Genomic DNA, 14759 nt, shown 5'->3' with positions numbered 1-14759 from the left:
ATTGCAGTTTGGCTTGTTATCAATCAAATTGTTTGTTGTTATGCGAGCTATCAGTGAGGCCGATAACAATGAACCTGTTCCAGTTGCGTGCATTCGATGCTGTCGCCCGTGAGGGCAGCTTTACCCGCGCCGCGGCGCGGCTGTTTATCAGCCAGCCGGCGGTCACCGGGCATATCAAGGCCCTGGAGGAGCGCTACCAGATCCCACTGCTGCGGCGTACCGCGCGCCGGGTGGAGGTGACCGAGGAGGGCGCACGCCTGGCGGCGATCACGCGGGCGATTTTCGGCCTGGTGGATGAGGCGCAGGCGATGCTGGAGGCGAACCGGCAGTTGCTCACCGGGCGCCTGGAAGTGGCGGCGGATGGCCCGCACCTGGTGATGCCCATGATCGCCAGCCTGCGGGCGCGCTACCCCGGGATTACCGTCAACTTGCGCTTGGGCAATGCCCAGGACACCTTGGCGGCGCTGCTGTCCGAACACGCCGATGTGGCGGTGCTCACCGAAGTGGAACCGCGCAACGGCCTGCATCTTGAGCCGTTGAGCGAGTCGCGGATCTGCGCGCTGGTGCCGGCCGGCCACCCGTGGGCGAAGCAATCCGAGGGCATCCGCCTGGAGCAGTTGCATGAAGTGATCATGGTGCTGCGTGAACCCGGTTCCATCACCCGGCGCACCTTGGATAACGCTTGCCTGGCCGCCGGCGTGCTGCCCAGGGTGCTGCTGGAGCTGGACAGCCGCGAGGCGGTGACCGAGGCCGTTGCCGCCGAATTGGGGGTGGGCGTGGTGTCGTCGATGGAGGTCAGCCCCGACCCTCGAGTGCGGGCGATTCCCTTGCAAGGCGACGGGCTGGTCAACCGGCACATGCTCGGCTGCATGGAGCGGCGTCGCTCGTTGCGCCTGATCCAGGCGTTTTTCGAGTTGGCGCCCTGACGGTTTTTTGGTGGAACGATGTGTGCCCGCGCTATAAACTCTGCCCCCAAAGCGCCGGCCAGTAGACGTTTGGGCGCGATGGACGAAAAGAGAGTGAGTCATGGGCGCACAGTGGAAAGTCAAACATAAAGAAGCGGCGGCCAACGCCAAGGGCAAGATCTTCGGCAAGCTGGTGAAAGAAATCACCATCGCCGCCCGCAACGGTGCCGACACCGCGACCAACGCCCACCTGCGTCTGGTGGTGGAGCAGGCCAAAAAGGCCTCGATGCCCAAGGAAACCCTGGACCGCGCGATCAAGAAGGGCGCCGGTCTGCTCGGTGAAACCGTGCAATACCACCGCGTGACCTACGAAGGCTTCGCCCCGCATCAGGTGCCGCTGATCGTTGAGTGCGTGACCGACAACATCAACCGCACCGTGGCGGAAATCCGCGTGGCGTTTCGCAAGGGGCAGTTGGGCGCTTCCGGTTCCGTGGCCTGGGACTTCAACCACGTCGGGCTGATCGAAGCCTCGCCGGACAGCCCGGACGCCGATCCGGAAATGGCCGCGATCGAAGCCGGTGCGCAGGATTTCGAAGCGGGCGAGGAAGAGGGCACCACGCTGTTCATCACCGAGACCACCGACCTCGATGCCGTACAGAAAGCACTGCCGGAGCAGGGTTTCACCGTGCTGTCGGCCAAGCTGGGTTACCTCTCGAAAAACCCGGTGAGCGGTCTGAGCGATGAGCAGATGGCGGAAGTTGAAGCCTTCCTGGAAGGCCTGGACAACCATGATGACGTGCAGGACATGTTTGTCGGCCTGGCTGGCTGAACTCGACCTGTAGTGAGCGGGCTTGCCCCGCGCTGGGCTGCGAAGCAGCCCCAACCCAGGCGACCTGGTTCTACCTGGAACTGTGCGGTGTCTTTATTGGGGCTGCTTCGCAGCCCAGCGCGGGGCAAGCCCGCTCACTACAAGTTGCCGGGTTCTCAATAGATGTGTAGGTACCTAAGCCAAGATGGGCTAAGGGTGTTGGATAGATCTCAGAATGGCCTCAATTTCCTCAAACCCCGGCCGCGCCAGCACATCGGGCTGACAGCAGCTTTTCTGCAATGCCACCAGCGCGTCACCCGCCGGCTCCTCCACCCGCTCCAGCAACTCCCCCAGCAACACCCCGAATGCGCGCACTTCAATACGCTGCAACGCCCTGGTTTCCAAAGTATCCGCCGTGGCATGAAACGACGCGGCGCCAAAATCCCCCAGCAGACAATCGCCCGCTTCATTCCACAGGATATTGTGCCCATACAGGTCGCCATGGGTGATGCCGTGGCGGTGTAGATGTGCGGCCACCGATGCGATGCCCCGCGCCATGCGCAACGCCACGGCAAGGCTGAAGCGGGCGTGCGGCGGGTAGATGTCGCGGGTGCACGAAGCCAGGCTCGGCAGGGCCGCGAGGTTGCGGTAGCTCGGGTCGATCAGGTCCATTACCAGGGCGGCTTGGCCATCGGGGTGGCCGACCACACGGCCTTCGATCCTGATCAGGTTGGGGTGCAGCCCGGCGGCGATGCAGGCTTGCATTTCGTGCAGCGGTGAGCCATCGCTGGTGATGGTGCCTTTATAGAGTTTGACAGCGACGGGTTTGCCTGCCGGTTTCCACAGCGCTTTGCGAATAACGCCGGACGCGCCTTCGCCCAATATTTCGGCGAGTTCCAGCTCGGCCCAGGGAATCTCCACGGTGGCCTCATCGTCCGTCATCGGCACCGCCGTTTCCACCGGATTACCGGCATAGGCCAGCCAGGTCAGGCTCGGCAACGCCAGCAGCCAGTCAGGCAAGCGCGTGAAGCGGTTGGAGGCAATGCGCAGCAATTCGAGGTTGTGGCAGTTGGCCAGGCTTTGCGGCAGATGTGCCAATTGATTACCGGCCAGCATCAGCTTTTGCAGCAGCGGCCGTTCGCCCAACTGGGAAGGAAGCTCGCGGATGCGGTTATCGGTCAGGATCAACCAGCGTAACCGCGGTGGCAGCGCGGCGGCGGGCACGTGGCTGATCTGGTTGGCCTTGAAGCCGATCATGCTCAGTTGGGCGCACTGGCCGAGACAGGCGGGCAGTTCGGTAAAACGGTTGTCCGAGCAGAACAGCACGCGCAAGTGCGGCAAGCGGTGCAAGTCGTCGGGCAGTTTGCTCAGGGCGTTACCGCTGAGGTTGAGAATTTCCAGGGAGTCGGCCAGCTCGAAGATTTCCCGAGGGAATTCGGTCAGCCCGCAGGACAGGTCCAGGCGCGTGATGCCGGCCAATTGGCCGGCCTTGAGTTGGGCGAGGGTATTCATGAACGGCGCGGTCACTCGGGCAAGGGGGCGTGGATGGCGCTCATGATAGCGGGTCGGGCGGGCTTTGCGGGTTGGCCTGGTGCAACTGGGCTGTCTGCAATTGGCGCAGGCGGCTGGCGGTGCGTGCGAGGTCGATGGCCTGGCCGCTCAAGGCCACGTCCAAAGGTTGTTCGCCGATCAGCACCAGGCGCTTGTCGCGGTCGTAGAGCACGTCCACCAGGTTGATGAACCGCTGCTGCACGGCAATCGGGCACTGCGCCAGTTGCGGCAGGCCGTCGATGACCCAGTGGTCGTAATCCTGGCACAGCAGCAGGTAATCCATCACCGCCGTCAACGCTTCGCACAGATCATTGAAGGTGAAGGCAATGGAGCGGCCTTCCCGGTGGCGGCACGCCAGGGTTCGGTTGCCGACGGGCAAGGGCTGGGGCGGGCAGTCCGGGGCGGGGAGACCCAGCGCCGCGCGCTGGCTCGCGGTCCCTGGCCACACATACTGACCGGTGGTGAAGCGTTGCGCGCTGGGGGCCTGGGGCAGGCTACGGAAATCCTTGGGCGAGCTGACCTCCAGCACCTGCATGCGCGCGGCGATCAGGTCGATTACCGGCTTGAAACGCTCGTGGTACAGCGGGTTGGGCAGCAATGCCTGCGGCGCGTAGTTGGACGTCACCAGCACCAGCACGCCGCGCTGGAACAGGGCCTTGAACAGCCGCGTGATCAGCATCGCATCGCCGATATCGTGAACGTGGAACTCGTCGAAACACAGCACCCGGCAGTCCGTCAGCAGTTCATCGAGGGTCGCGCCCAGGGCATCGTCGTGCTCGCGGTGCTTGAACATGCCTTGGTGCAGGCGGGTAAAAAACTCATGGAAATGCACGCGCTGCTTCTCGGCAATCGGCAACACTTGGAAAAAGCCATCCAGCAGCCAGCTTTTACCGCGCCCCGCCGGGCCGTGCAGGTACAAGCTGCGCGTCGGTTGACCCGCGAGCAGGTGCCGGGCTTCGCGGTCCAGGGCAGCAATCGCGAGGGTTTGACCGGTGCTCAGGGTATAGCCCTGTTGCGCGGCTTTTTGTGCAAAGAACGCAGGGATGGTTGGGTCTTCGACGCTGCCGGTCTTTTTACCGAGCAGGCGGCGGAGCAGGGAAAGCGCTACCAATGCGGGTCACTCTGTAGGCCGGTGGTCACTCACTTTAGGGTGTCCGTTGTGTTTTGACCAATGGCCGAAGGAAACGCCTGTGCCTGCCTCGCTGATCGGTCAATCCCAGGCTTTTAGAACGTCAACAGCGGCGGGGCGGGCTGGTCCACCGGGCTGACCAGCGCATAGTTGTAGCCCGCGCCGGACCAGTATTGAGCCTGCAAACCATCGGCACTGCGGCTGCCACGGGGCAGGAAGCCGTTTTCCGGGCCAGGTGGGCGGATGTAGAAACTGATGCGCTGCCCTTGCGCGTCTTCGTACAGCACCATGGCGGCGGCGCCTTGCTCGGTGGTCAGCAAGCGCCCGCTGACCGGGGTGAACCCCGCCGCGCTGAGGTCGGGCAGGCGGTGCGCCTGGCTGAAGTAGCGATCCAGCCAGGCTTGCATCGTGTCGCTGCCCTGGCCCTTGTAGTCGGCGGGCATCACGCCGTCCTGGGCAAACAAGCGAAACGCCTGCATCGCATCGGCCATCGGTAACATTGCTGGCTGGGTGGCTTCACGGGCGTGCCAGCCCCCGATACCGCCGAGGCTCACTGCGATCAGCAACACGGCGGCCGTGGCGAAGTGGCGGCGCGACTGGCGCTTGAGGCGCTGGCGGATCAGCGCCGGGTCCAGGTCCGGGTTGGCCGGCTGTTGCAGGGCACCGCCCAATGCGGCGCGCAGCAATTGCGCGTCGTGCTGCCAGGCATGGACCTGGGCGGCGACGTCCGGATGGGCGGCCAGATACGTTTCGAGCACGCGGCGATCACTCTCCAGCAGTTGGTGATCGACGTAGGCATGCAAATCGCGTTCGCTGGGGGGCAGGCTGATCATTTGAGTATCCGCAGGGAAGGGCTGGCGATTTCGCCATCACTGAGTTGACGCAGGGCTTGGCGCGCCCGCGATAGACGCGACATCACGGTGCCGATGGGCACGTCGAGAATCTCGGCGACCTCCTTGTAGCTCATGCCCTCGACCGAGACCCACAGCAGCAGCGCGCGTTGCTCGGCGTTGAGTTGATCGAAGGCTTGCAGGGTCGACTGGGCGATCACGGTGCGCTCGACCGATGGCTGCGCATCGTCACGCCCGGTGAAGAACTCCAGCATCCGTGCGTAGCGCCGGGTGCGGCGGTGGGCGTCGAGGAATTGCCGGTAGAGGATCGAGAACAGCCAGGCGCGCAAGTCGCCTTCGACGCGTTTCTCTGCCCAATGGGTGACCGCCCGTTCCAAGGTCGATTGCACCAGGTCGTCGGCGCTGCTGGCGTTACGCGTCAGGGACACGGCAAAGCGCCGCAGCCTGGGGATGAGTTCACGTAACGGTTCGTCGAGTTCATGCATGGGAGCGGGCTGTTCACTACGCTGGGACTAGAGAGACGACTGGCAGGGACGGTTATTCCCGACCGTGAAAAATAAATCCAGGCCCAGGGAATAGAGCCGATCGGCGTTCGTCTTAATGCTCCGACCTTATGTTCACCCCTAAGGCCTCTGGCCCTGGAGCTCCTTCATGGTAGATCACTCATCACCGCCCCGTCCTCCGTTGAGCACTGCGAGCCTGATCGCGCGCCTGGCGGGTATCGGTGCCGTGGTTGCGGTTTTGGCGGGGGCATTTGCCTACGTCAATGGCACCCTCGACCCACAGCGCTTGCGTCCTAAAACCCTGGTCAATGCCCTGGAAACCAACAACGGCGTGCACCCCGGCTTCCGGCGTAACCATGCCAAGGGCGTGTGCGTGGCCGGCTATTTCGAAAGCAGCGCCGAGGCCCGTGCCTACTCCAGCGCCGAGGTGTTCAGTGCGGCCAAGACCCCGCTGATCGGGCGGTTTGCCTTGCCCAGTGGCAACCCTTATGCACCGGACAGCAGTGTGCCGATCCGCAGTTTTGCCGTGCAGTTCAGCCAGGCCAACGGCCAGCAGTGGCGCACCGGCATGAACAGTATGCCGGTATTCCCGGTGGGCACGCCCGAGGCGTTCTACCAACTGCTCAAGGCGGGCGCACCGGACCCATCGACCGGCAAGCCGAACCCGGCAGCGATGCCGGCGTTCTTCGCCGCCCATCCCGAGACCGCGCAGTTTCTGGCGTGGGTCAAGACCGCCAAGCCTTCGGCCAGTTATGCGACCGAAACCTACAACGGCATCAACGCCTTTTACCTGGTGGGGGCCGATGGCAAGCGCCAGGCCGTGCGTTGGGGCGTGGTGCCCACGCTGCAGGATGCAGCGGGAGATACCGCCCCGGCGGGGAGTGACTTCCTTGAAAAAGACCTGGCGCAGCGTCTTGCCGCCGGGCCGCTGCGCTGGCAATTGAACATGACCCTGGCCAACCCCGGCGATCCTGTGGATGACGCAAGCAAGGCCTGGACGGGCGCGCATACAGTCATCAATGCCGGCACCCTGGTGCTGCAAAGCAGCCAACCGCAAGCGGACGGTGATTGCCGCGATATCAACTTCGATCCGCTGATCTTGCCCAGTGGCATCGAAGCCTCCAACGACCCATTGCTGGCAGCACGTTCGGCGGCGTATGCCAGTTCGTACCTGCGCCGCGCCGGTGAAGTCAGCCCGTTGCACAGCGCCCCTCAGGAGTCGAAGCCATGAATGCCCAACCACGGTTTTTCGCGCCCCTGGCGCGCCTGCTGCACTGGTTGATGGCGCTGATGGTCATGGCCATGCTGTTTATCGGCGCGGGCCTGGCGGCTTCTGTTTCAGAGCGGCATGAATGGCTGATCCACCTGCACAAGCCGCTGGGGATCGCGATCCTGGCGCTGGTGATCGTGCGGCTGGTGGTGCGCTTCTCCACACGCCAACCGCCGTTGCCCGCCGACTTGCCGCTGTGGCAGGTATTGGCGGCCAAAGCGTCGCACCTGGTCCTGTACGGCTTGATGCTGGTATTGCCGCTGCTGGGGTGGGCAATGATCTCGGCGGCGGGCGACCCGGTCATGCTCAGCAGCTCGGTGCAGTTGCCGGCGCTGGTGGCGGCGAATGCGCCGTTGTTTGCGCTGCTGCGCAAGGCGCACGGGTACCTGGCTTATCTGCTGTTCCTGACCGTGTTGCTGCACCTGGCGGCTGCGCTATTCCATGGGTTGATCCGCCGCGACGGCGTGCTGCAAAGCATGACCGGCAGCAAGGACTGACACAGCCTTGGGGGGCAGTGTGGCCAGCCAGTAGATCAACGCGAGCAGGTTGATCGCTGCGCCGAGGCCACACACGCCGAGCCAGCCGCCCCAGGCATACATCGCCGTTGCACTGACCGACCCGAGCGCGCTTCCTACCGAGTAAAACAGCATGTAACCCGCCACCAGGCGACTCTGGGCGTCGGGGCGCACGGCGTAGATCAGGCTCTGGCTGGTGACATGCACGGCTTGCAGGCCGAGATCGAACACGATCACACCCAGCAACAATGCCCACAGCGACGACTGGGTAAAGCCGATGGCCACCCAGGACAGCAGCATCAGCAACAGTGCCGTGCCGCTGGTCCATTGGGCCAAGCCCCTGTCGGCCAGGCGTCCGGCGCGGGCGGCACCCAAGGCGCCGGCGGCACCGGCAAGCCCGAACAGGCCGATCTGCGTGTGCGACAGCGACAGCGGCGGGGCGCTCAAGGGCAACACCAGCGGCGTCCACAGGACGGTGCCAGCGGCGAAAATCAACATCGCCAGCACGGCACGGTCTCGCAAGACCTTTTCTTCCTTGAACAAGCTGAACACCGAGCGGATCAGCGCGCCATAGGTGCCTGTGGCGCGGGGTTGCTCAGTGTCCGGCAGCACCCGCCACAGCAGCAGGGCCATCAACAGCGTCAGGCCGGCGGAGAGCAGGTACACCGAGCGCCAACCCGCCAAGTCTGCCATGGCACCTGAAACGGAGCGCGCCAGCAACAAACCCACCACAATCCCGCTGGTGACCATTCCGACCACGTGGCCACGTTGTTCGGGCGACGCCAAGTGAGCGGCCAATGCCACCATCACCTGGGCGACTACCGCCAGCAGGCCGGTGAGCGCCACGCCGGCGAGCAGCCAGACGCTGTTGGACGACAAGGCCACCACCAGCACGGTCAGGGTGGAGAGCAGCAGTTGGGTGACGATCAGCCCGCGCCGGTTGAGCAGATCCCCCAGGGGCACCAGCAACAACAGCCCCACGCCATAACCGACTTGGGTGAGGGCGATGATGATACCCACGGTGGCGTGGTCCATGGCGAAGGTCTCGGCCATGGCGTCGAGCAGCGGCTGGGCGTAGTAGACGTTGGCCACCGACAGGCCGCAGGCGATGGCGAACAGCACTACCACCGCGCCGCTTAAGGGGGATGACGACATGCGGACAATCCTTTTTGTGGTTTTAAAATGAAACCACTTGTACGGTAAGGATTCCAGTTTTATATTGCAACCACATTATTGGTCGACGACAGGCAGCTCCGATGGTCAAGCTCACCCGCTTTGAAAACGCCGAATGCCCGGTGGCGCGCTCGCTGGATGCGATTGGCGATGGCTGGTCGCTGCTGATCATCCGCGATGCATTTGATGGCATGCGTCGCTTTGGTGAATTCCAGCGCAGTTTGGGCATGGCCAAGAATATTCTGTCCACGCGTTTGCGCAGCCTGGTGGCCCATGGGGTGCTGGAGGTCGTGCCAGCGTCGGATGGCAGTGCGTATCAGGAGTATGTGCTGACCGAAAAGGGCCGCGGCCTGTTCAACGTGATCATCGGGCTGCGTCAGTGGGGCGAGGGGTTTTTCTACGGCGCAGGCGAGGCGCATTCGGTGATGGTGGACCGCGACAACGGCGAGCCTCTGCGAGCGTTGGAGCTGCGCTCGGCGGATGGGCGGTTGCTGGGGCCCGAGGATTGCCGGCGGGTGCCCGTTGAGCTACATGAAGCTTGAGGGTTTACTGCTTTTCTGTGGCGAGCCCGCTCGCCACAGAATAATCAGCGCAAGACGTCGACGATATCGGCCACGCTGCTCAATACGTCCTTGGCCAACTGCATCGAGCGTTTACCTGACCAACCGGTGTGCGGGTTGGGGGCGTCGTCGTTGTCCTTGAAAGGCATTTCCAGGGTCAGCGACAGGCAGTCGTATTTTTCGCCTACGGCGTTGCAAGCCAGGGTCATGTTGGCTTCGCCCGGCAAGTCGCGGGTGTAGCCGTGGGTGGTCTGGAAGTCGCGGGTCAGGCCGCTCAAGTGGCTGCGAAAGTGTTTTTCCAGGGCCTCGATGCGCGGGGTGTAGCCGGGGTTGCCTTCGCAGCCAGCGGTGAAGACGTAGGGGATTTCCTCGTCACCGTGGATATCGAGGAACAGGTCAACGCCGTATTTTTCCATCTGCTGTTGCACAAACAGCACTTCGGGACTCGTTTGCTGATTGGCGCTCTGCCAGGCGCGGTTGAGGTCCTGGCCCATGGCGTTGGTGCGCAGATGACCGTGGAAGGCGCCGTCCGGGTTCATGTTGGGCACCAGGTACAGGTCGGCCACTTTCAGCAGTTTTTTCAGCTCGGCGTCGCCGTCCTGCTGCAGGCGTTCGATGATGCCTTCCATAAACCACTCGGCCATGTGTTCGCCGGGGTGCTGCTGGGCGATGATCCAGATCTTGCGGCGGCCCTCGCCGCCTTTGCCACGGCGCAGCAGTTGGATGTCCCGGCCTTCAACACTTTTACCGGTGGCCAGCAACTGCGTGCCGGCGCGGTTCAGGGCCTGGTCGATCAGCCAGTCGTGGCGCTCGCGGCTGTAGGGTTCGAAATAGGCGAACCAGGCGTGCCTTTCACGGGTTTCGAGGCTGATGTGCAGGATCTCGCCGTCAAACCGCGTCGGTACGCGAAACCAATTGATGTGGTCGTAGGACGCCACGGCGTTGTAGCCGCTCCACGCATGGCGGTAGGACGATTTGCCTGCGTTGCTCAGGCGAAAGGTGTGGGTGTGGCCCACGTGCATGCCTTCGGCCTTGAAGTGAAACCACTGGAAATGTTGGCTACGGGTGTCGGGTTTGATTGCCAGCAATAACTGGTAGGCATCGTGGGCATCCAGGACCTGGATATTGCCACTGTCGAAGTCGGTGCTGATTCTGATGGAGGTCAAGGCCACGGTCATAGTCGGGTTGCCTGGATATGAGTGTTGTGGCGGATATATTACACAGGAGTGTGGTAAAGACTGGATGCAAAATTGTTGCGGGGGGAAGGGGGCACCATCTTTGACGCCGCCGCCGCTCAGGAGCCATGAGATTGATTCTCAAGCGCTGTTTCGCAATGATCCGGGCCGCAGCGTTCGGCTGGCTTTCATTCGCAGATAGTCTTTTGCTACCATGCGCGCCATTGAGCAACACACAGTCTTCATTAGCCTGAAGCCATGCCAGGGAAACTGGCAAAAAAAAGACCCGGCCAAAGAGCCGGGTCAAAAACCGTGATTAGCCTGATGAGGAGATATTCCAAGAGTCCGACCTAAGGTCCCTTGGTCTATCGACTGATCTCGCGATCAGCTGGGTCCAATAATAATCATTATCATTTGCAAGTCAAATGTTTTTATCCATGGGATAGAAATATTTTTCTCCGCGTCGGCTCATGCGTTCGCTTGCGCCTGCGGTTCCTGCAGCGACCGCTCCACCATTGCCTTCGCCATATCGATCAAATACACCACTGAAAACGCCAGGTCGCGATGGCTGCCCTGATGGCTGCTCGCTGATTCATAGGCGGTGGCCGCGGCGCTGCGCAGCAGGTCCGAGGCATGCACCAGGGCTTCCTCGTGACTGATGCCTGGCTTGATGGCAAACAGGGCTCCGTCCGCAGATGAGGCAGACATATCTTCTTTCAAGTAAAAGTCGAGCGCGCGCTTGGCGGCACCGCTGCTGCGCAGGTCGTGCAGCTCAGTGTCTTCAGGGATTTCGGGCAGGAGGTACGGGCTTGTCGTCATAAGGGGGCTACTCTTGGAGGGGTGTCGAAAACCTTATGTCCGATGATAGTACGTATCGTATTTATGTCGTTTTATGGATTACTACAAACTGTTTATTGCCCTGAAAACCCTGTGACGTATTGTCGGCGCCATGGATAAATGGATCGCGTTGGTCAGGACCAACATGGAAGACCGCAAGGTCACGCAGGGTGAGCTGGCTGAACGCTTGGGCATGTCCCAGGGCGGCGTGGGCCATTGGCTCAACAAGCGCCGTGCGCCAAGCCTGGCGGACATGAACCGGGTGCTGGTGGCGCTGGGCCTGGGGTACCTGGAGGTCGCGCTGGATATTCGCGAGCGGGCCGATGAAGAGACCCAGGAGAAAAGCTACAACCCGTATTTCCGCTACCCGGTCAGCGATTGGAAAGGGCTGTGCGAAATCCGCGAAGAACGCGCCTCTTATGGCCCGGCCCGTTTCGAGCTGACGGACTACCACGCCCAGGGCGACGCGTTCTGGCTGCCGGTCACGGGCGACGCCATGACCGCCCCCAGCGGCCTGAGCATCAGTGCGGGCATGATGATCCTGGTCGATCCGGCCATTGCCGCCGAGCCCGGCAAACTGGTAGTCGCCCAATGGGCCGAGAGCCCCCAGGCGACCTTTCGCCAGTTGCTGGAAGAGAGCGGCCAGCGCTACCTGATACCGCTCAACCCCACGTACCCCAAACAGCTGTTGACCGACGATTGCCGCATTTTGGGCGTTGTCGTCCAAGCCACGGCAAAGTTCTAGCTAGCCGCTTCCAGCTCCACCAGCGCGCAACCTTCTGCAACCATTTCGCCTTCGTGGCAGAACAGCGCCTTGATCACCCCGGCCTGGGGCGCGCGGATGCTGTGTTCCATCTTCATGGCTTCCAGCACCACCAACTGCGCCCCGGCCTCGACGTGTTGGCCCGCCTCAACCAACACCCGAACGATGCTGCCGTTCATCGGCGCCGTCAGGCCGCCCTGTTGGGACTGATTAGCCTCGACCGCCGCAATCGGGTCGAACAGCGTTACGCCATGCATTTCGCCGTCCCAGCGCAGATACAGCGTACGGTCATCACGTACCGCCAGATGACGGCGACGCACGCCTTGTTGCTCGATCAGCAGATGTTCGCCCTTCAACTGCGGTGCGTCCGCGGCCAGTGTCACCAGACAATCCTGGCCGTTGCAGCTCAGGTGCAGGGACACCTCGGCAGGCAATCCGGCGCGAAACCCTCGTTTGTCGGCCCAAGGACCGTCCCCGGCCGGCAAGCTCTGCATGAAGGCCGCGCCCGCCGCCTGCCAGAATGCATCGCTCAGTTCCCCTGGGGCCGGCAGCAACTCATCCTGATAACGCGGAATGAACCCGGTATCCAGCTCCGCTGCGGCGAACGCCGGGTGCCCGATAATGCGCCGCAAAAAGCCCAGGTTGGTCTTCAGGCCGCCAACGGCGAACTCATCAAGCATGCCCAGCAACCGCAGTCGCGCCTGTTCACGGTCTTCGCCCCAGGCAATCAGCTTGCCGAGCATGGGGTCGTAGAAGGGCGACACGCTGTCGCCTTGTTCGACGCCGCTGTCCACCCGACGGCCCAGGCCCGGCGCGCACTCGCGGTACAGCGTGAGCTGGCCGGTGGCAGGCAGAAAATCAGTGGCCGGGTCCTCGGCATACAGCCGCACTTCGATGGCATGGCCGGTCAGCGGCACCTGTTCCTGGGTGATCGGCAGCGCCTCGCCCTGGGCGACACGGATCTGCCAGGCAACCAGGTCGAGACCGGTAATCGCCTCGGTCACCGGGTGTTCCACCTGCAGCCGCGTGTTCATTTCCATGAAGAAGAACTCGCCGCGCGCGTCCAGCAAAAATTCCACAGTGCCCGCGCCGACATAACCAATGGCCTGGGCCGCACGCACGGCGGCTTCGCCCATGGCCTTGCGTTGTCCAGCGCTCAGGCCTGGCGCCGGCGCTTCCTCGACGACTTTTTGGTGGCGACGCTGGATCGAACAATCGCGTTCATTGAGGTACAGGCAATGCCCATGCTTGTCGGCGAACACCTGAATCTCCACGTGACGCGGCTTGAGCAGGTATTTTTCCACCAGCATCTGCCCATTGCCGAAGGACGACAGCGCCTCACGCTGGGCAGAGGCCAGAGCCTCGGCCAACTGGCTGACGTCCTCGACCACCTTCATGCCCTTGCCACCGCCACCGGCCGTGGCCTTGAGCAGCACCGGATAGCCGATGCGCTCGCAGGCCGCGCGGAAGGTTTCCAGGTCCTGGGCTTGGCCGTGATAACCCGGCACCAGGGGCACGCCGGCGGTTTCCATCAACGCCTTGGCGGCCGATTTGCTGCCCATGGCATCGATGGCCGAGGCGGGCGGGCCGAGGAAGATCAAGCCTGCCGCTTCGATCGCGCGGGCAAACCCGGCGTTCTCCGACAAAAAACCATAACCCGGATGGATCGCCTGGGCGCCACTGGCCTGGGCGGCGGCGATCAGCTTGTCGATCTGCAGGTAACTGTCAGTGGCCTTGCTACCGCCCAAGTCAACACGAATATCGGCCTCGCGGCTGTGGCGGGCATCGCGGTCGATGGCGCTGTGCACGGCCACGGTGGTCAGGCCCATCGCCTTGGCGGTGCGCATCACCCGGCAAGCGATCTCGCCACGGTTGGCCACCAGCAGCGTCGTCAATGTGCTCATGAGCGCGGCTCCTGAGGCTGCCAGTGGGGTGGACGTTTTTGCAGGAAGGCGCGCAGGCCTTCCTGGCCCTCGGCGCTGACGCGAATACGCGCAATGGCATTTTCGCAGTAGCGGCGCAGGGCCGGCGTGAGCGCCCCGTTGCCCACTTCGCGCAGCAAGTCCTTGCTGGCGCGCATCGCCGCCGGGCTGTTTTGCAGCAGGTTGGCGATCCAGTGTTCCACGTGCTGATCCAGCTCGTCGGTGGGATAGCTTTCTGCCAATAAACCGATATCGCGGGCACGCTGCCCGCCAAAGCGCTCGGCGGTCAGCGCATAGCGCCGCGCCGCGCGTTCACCGATGGCCTGCACCACGAACGGACTGATCACCGCCGGTGCCAGGCCAATGCGCACTTCCGACAGGCAGAACTGCGCGTCATCCGCGCCAATCGCCATGTCGCAGCAACTGATCAAGCCCAGCGCGCCGCCGTAGGCAGCGCCTTGCACCACCGCCAGGCTCGGGATTTTCAACTTGGCCAGGTTGTACATCAGTTCCGCCAGTTCGCGTGCGTCGTCCAGGTTGGTGTGGTAGTCCAGCTCGGCCGATTGCTGCATCCACGCCAGGTCCGCGCCGGCGCTGAAATGTTTGCCGCGCCCGCGCAGTACCAGGAAACGCAGCGACGGATCGCCCTGTACATGGTCGAGGGCAATGATCAGCTCGCGGATCATCTCGGCGTTGAACGCATTGTTCTTGGCTTCACGACTGAGCCACAGTGTGGCAAAGCCACGGCTGTCGGTGATCAGTTCGAGGGTGTTGAAATCGCTCATGGGTACAGCTCC

At 63.0% G+C, this 14759-nt stretch carries 15 protein-coding genes; 6 read left to right on the top strand and 9 right to left on the bottom strand.

Going from position 1 to position 14759, the window contains the following annotated elements:
• Positions 1-68: 68 nt before the first annotated feature.
• Both BLL36_RS07780 and BLL36_RS07775 read left to right on the top strand, forming a co-directional pair.
• Positions 69-926 (top strand): LysR substrate-binding domain-containing protein, encoded by an 858-nt coding sequence (locus BLL36_RS07780; RefSeq protein ID WP_076950877.1) that lies wholly within the window; start codon positions 69-71, stop codon positions 924-926.
• 100 nt (positions 927-1026) lie between these two features.
• Complete coding sequence (locus BLL36_RS07775; RefSeq protein ID WP_058423896.1) at positions 1027-1734, top strand: YebC/PmpR family DNA-binding transcriptional regulator; 708 nt, start codon at positions 1027-1029, stop codon at positions 1732-1734.
• A gap of 189 nt (positions 1735-1923) precedes the next feature.
• Here the strand turns inward: BLL36_RS07775 and BLL36_RS07770 are convergent, their stop codons facing one another.
• From BLL36_RS07770 to BLL36_RS07755, 4 genes are all read right to left on the bottom strand, one after another.
• Positions 1924-3225 carry a protein kinase gene (locus tag BLL36_RS07770; RefSeq protein WP_076951011.1) on the bottom strand — a complete coding sequence of 434 codons (1302 nt, stop codon included), beginning with the start codon at positions 3223-3225 and terminating at the stop codon, positions 1924-1926.
• A 40-nt stretch (positions 3226-3265) separates the two neighbouring features.
• Positions 3266-4375, bottom strand: a complete 1110-nt coding sequence (gene zapE / locus BLL36_RS07765) for a cell division protein ZapE (protein WP_076950876.1) — start codon at positions 4373-4375, stop codon at positions 3266-3268.
• Positions 4376-4488: 113 nt separating this feature from the next.
• Complete coding sequence (locus BLL36_RS07760; RefSeq protein WP_076950875.1) at positions 4489-5226, bottom strand: anti-sigma factor family protein; 738 nt, start codon at positions 5224-5226, stop codon at positions 4489-4491.
• On the bottom strand, positions 5223-5729 hold the full coding sequence (locus BLL36_RS07755) for a sigma-70 family RNA polymerase sigma factor (protein WP_076950874.1): 507 nt from the start codon (positions 5727-5729) through the stop codon (positions 5223-5225). The genes BLL36_RS07760 and BLL36_RS07755 overlap by 4 nt, the downstream gene beginning before the upstream one ends.
• A gap of 166 nt (positions 5730-5895) precedes the next feature.
• Here BLL36_RS07755 and BLL36_RS07750 point away from each other — a divergent pair, with 166 nt between their 5' ends.
• Both BLL36_RS07750 and BLL36_RS07745 read left to right on the top strand, forming a co-directional pair.
• A complete protein-coding gene (locus BLL36_RS07750; RefSeq protein ID WP_076950873.1) occupies positions 5896-6978 on the top strand; it encodes a catalase family peroxidase in 1083 nt (360 codons plus the stop codon).
• Positions 6975-7514, top strand: coding sequence for a cytochrome b (locus BLL36_RS07745; RefSeq protein ID WP_076950872.1), 540 nt, complete (start codon positions 6975-6977; stop codon positions 7512-7514). The genes BLL36_RS07750 and BLL36_RS07745 overlap by 4 nt, the downstream gene beginning before the upstream one ends.
• Here BLL36_RS07745 and BLL36_RS07740 read toward each other — a convergent pair.
• On the bottom strand, positions 7452-8687 hold the full coding sequence (locus tag BLL36_RS07740) for an MFS transporter (protein ID WP_076950871.1): 1236 nt from the start codon (positions 8685-8687) through the stop codon (positions 7452-7454). The two genes, BLL36_RS07745 and BLL36_RS07740, sit on opposite strands and share 63 nt — an antisense overlap.
• A gap of 101 nt (positions 8688-8788) precedes the next feature.
• On the opposite strand from BLL36_RS07740, the gene BLL36_RS07735 reads away from it, so the two are divergent.
• Positions 8789-9247, top strand: a complete 459-nt coding sequence (locus BLL36_RS07735; RefSeq protein WP_076950870.1) for a winged helix-turn-helix transcriptional regulator — start codon at positions 8789-8791, stop codon at positions 9245-9247.
• Positions 9248-9291: 44 nt separating this feature from the next.
• On the opposite strand, the gene BLL36_RS07730 is transcribed toward BLL36_RS07735, so the two are convergent.
• Together BLL36_RS07730 and BLL36_RS07725 are read right to left on the bottom strand one after the other, a co-directional pair.
• Positions 9292-10443 carry a M14 family metallopeptidase gene (locus BLL36_RS07730; RefSeq protein WP_076950869.1) on the bottom strand — a complete coding sequence of 384 codons (1152 nt, stop codon included), beginning with the start codon at positions 10441-10443 and terminating at the stop codon, positions 9292-9294.
• A 465-nt stretch (positions 10444-10908) separates the two neighbouring features.
• The gene (locus BLL36_RS07725) at positions 10909-11259 is read right to left on the bottom strand and encodes a DUF6124 family protein (RefSeq protein ID WP_076950868.1); all 351 of its coding nucleotides are present in this window, start codon (positions 11257-11259) and stop codon (positions 10909-10911) included.
• Between the two features lie 130 nt (positions 11260-11389).
• On the opposite strand from BLL36_RS07725, the gene BLL36_RS07720 reads away from it, so the two are divergent.
• A complete protein-coding gene (locus BLL36_RS07720) occupies positions 11390-12022 on the top strand; it encodes a LexA family protein (RefSeq protein WP_076950867.1) in 633 nt (210 codons plus the stop codon).
• On the opposite strand, the gene BLL36_RS07715 is transcribed toward BLL36_RS07720, so the two are convergent.
• Together BLL36_RS07715 and BLL36_RS07710 are read right to left on the bottom strand one after the other, a co-directional pair.
• Positions 12019-13944 carry an acetyl/propionyl/methylcrotonyl-CoA carboxylase subunit alpha gene (locus BLL36_RS07715; protein ID WP_076950866.1) on the bottom strand — a complete coding sequence of 642 codons (1926 nt, stop codon included), beginning with the start codon at positions 13942-13944 and terminating at the stop codon, positions 12019-12021. The genes BLL36_RS07720 and BLL36_RS07715 overlap by 4 nt on opposite strands.
• The gene (locus BLL36_RS07710) at positions 13941-14747 is read right to left on the bottom strand and encodes a gamma-carboxygeranoyl-CoA hydratase (protein WP_076950865.1); all 807 of its coding nucleotides are present in this window, start codon (positions 14745-14747) and stop codon (positions 13941-13943) included. Before BLL36_RS07710 ends, BLL36_RS07715 begins: the two co-directional genes overlap by 4 nt.
• Positions 14748-14759 lie beyond the last annotated feature (12 nt).

The organism is Pseudomonas cedrina subsp. cedrina (genome assembly GCF_001983175.1).
GTDB lineage: Bacteria > Pseudomonadota > Gammaproteobacteria > Pseudomonadales > Pseudomonadaceae > Aquipseudomonas > Aquipseudomonas cedrina.
This window is presented reverse-complemented; position numbering and strand designations above follow the sequence as displayed.

Excerpts from the sequence above, each read along its gene's own strand:
- BLL36_RS07735 (WP_076950870.1), top strand. The coding sequence starts at position 8,789 with ATGGTCAAGCTCACCCGCTTTGAAAACGCCGAATGCCCGGTGGCGCGC.
- BLL36_RS07720 (WP_076950867.1), top strand. The coding sequence starts at position 11,390 with ATGGATAAATGGATCGCGTTGGTCAGGACCAACATGGAAGACCGCAAG.
- BLL36_RS07710 (WP_076950865.1), bottom strand. The coding sequence starts at position 14,747 with ATGAGCGATTTCAACACCCTCGAACTGATCACCGACAGCCGTGGCTTT.
- BLL36_RS07775 (WP_058423896.1), top strand. The coding sequence starts at position 1,027 with ATGGGCGCACAGTGGAAAGTCAAACATAAAGAAGCGGCGGCCAACGCC.
- BLL36_RS07760 (WP_076950875.1), bottom strand. The coding sequence starts at position 5,226 with ATGATCAGCCTGCCCCCCAGCGAACGCGATTTGCATGCCTACGTCGAT.
- BLL36_RS07780 (WP_076950877.1), top strand. The coding sequence starts at position 69 with ATGAACCTGTTCCAGTTGCGTGCATTCGATGCTGTCGCCCGTGAGGGC.
- BLL36_RS07755 (WP_076950874.1), bottom strand. The coding sequence starts at position 5,729 with ATGCATGAACTCGACGAACCGTTACGTGAACTCATCCCCAGGCTGCGG.
- BLL36_RS07745 (WP_076950872.1), top strand. The coding sequence starts at position 6,975 with ATGAATGCCCAACCACGGTTTTTCGCGCCCCTGGCGCGCCTGCTGCAC.
- BLL36_RS07725 (WP_076950868.1), bottom strand. The coding sequence starts at position 11,259 with ATGACGACAAGCCCGTACCTCCTGCCCGAAATCCCTGAAGACACTGAG.
- BLL36_RS07770 (WP_076951011.1), bottom strand. The coding sequence starts at position 3,225 with ATGAATACCCTCGCCCAACTCAAGGCCGGCCAATTGGCCGGCATCACG.
- BLL36_RS07715 (WP_076950866.1), bottom strand. The coding sequence starts at position 13,944 with ATGAGCACATTGACGACGCTGCTGGTGGCCAACCGTGGCGAGATCGCT.
- BLL36_RS07750 (WP_076950873.1), top strand. The coding sequence starts at position 5,896 with ATGGTAGATCACTCATCACCGCCCCGTCCTCCGTTGAGCACTGCGAGC.
- BLL36_RS07730 (WP_076950869.1), bottom strand. The coding sequence starts at position 10,443 with ATGACCGTGGCCTTGACCTCCATCAGAATCAGCACCGACTTCGACAGT.
- BLL36_RS07740 (WP_076950871.1), bottom strand. The coding sequence starts at position 8,687 with ATGTCGTCATCCCCCTTAAGCGGCGCGGTGGTAGTGCTGTTCGCCATC.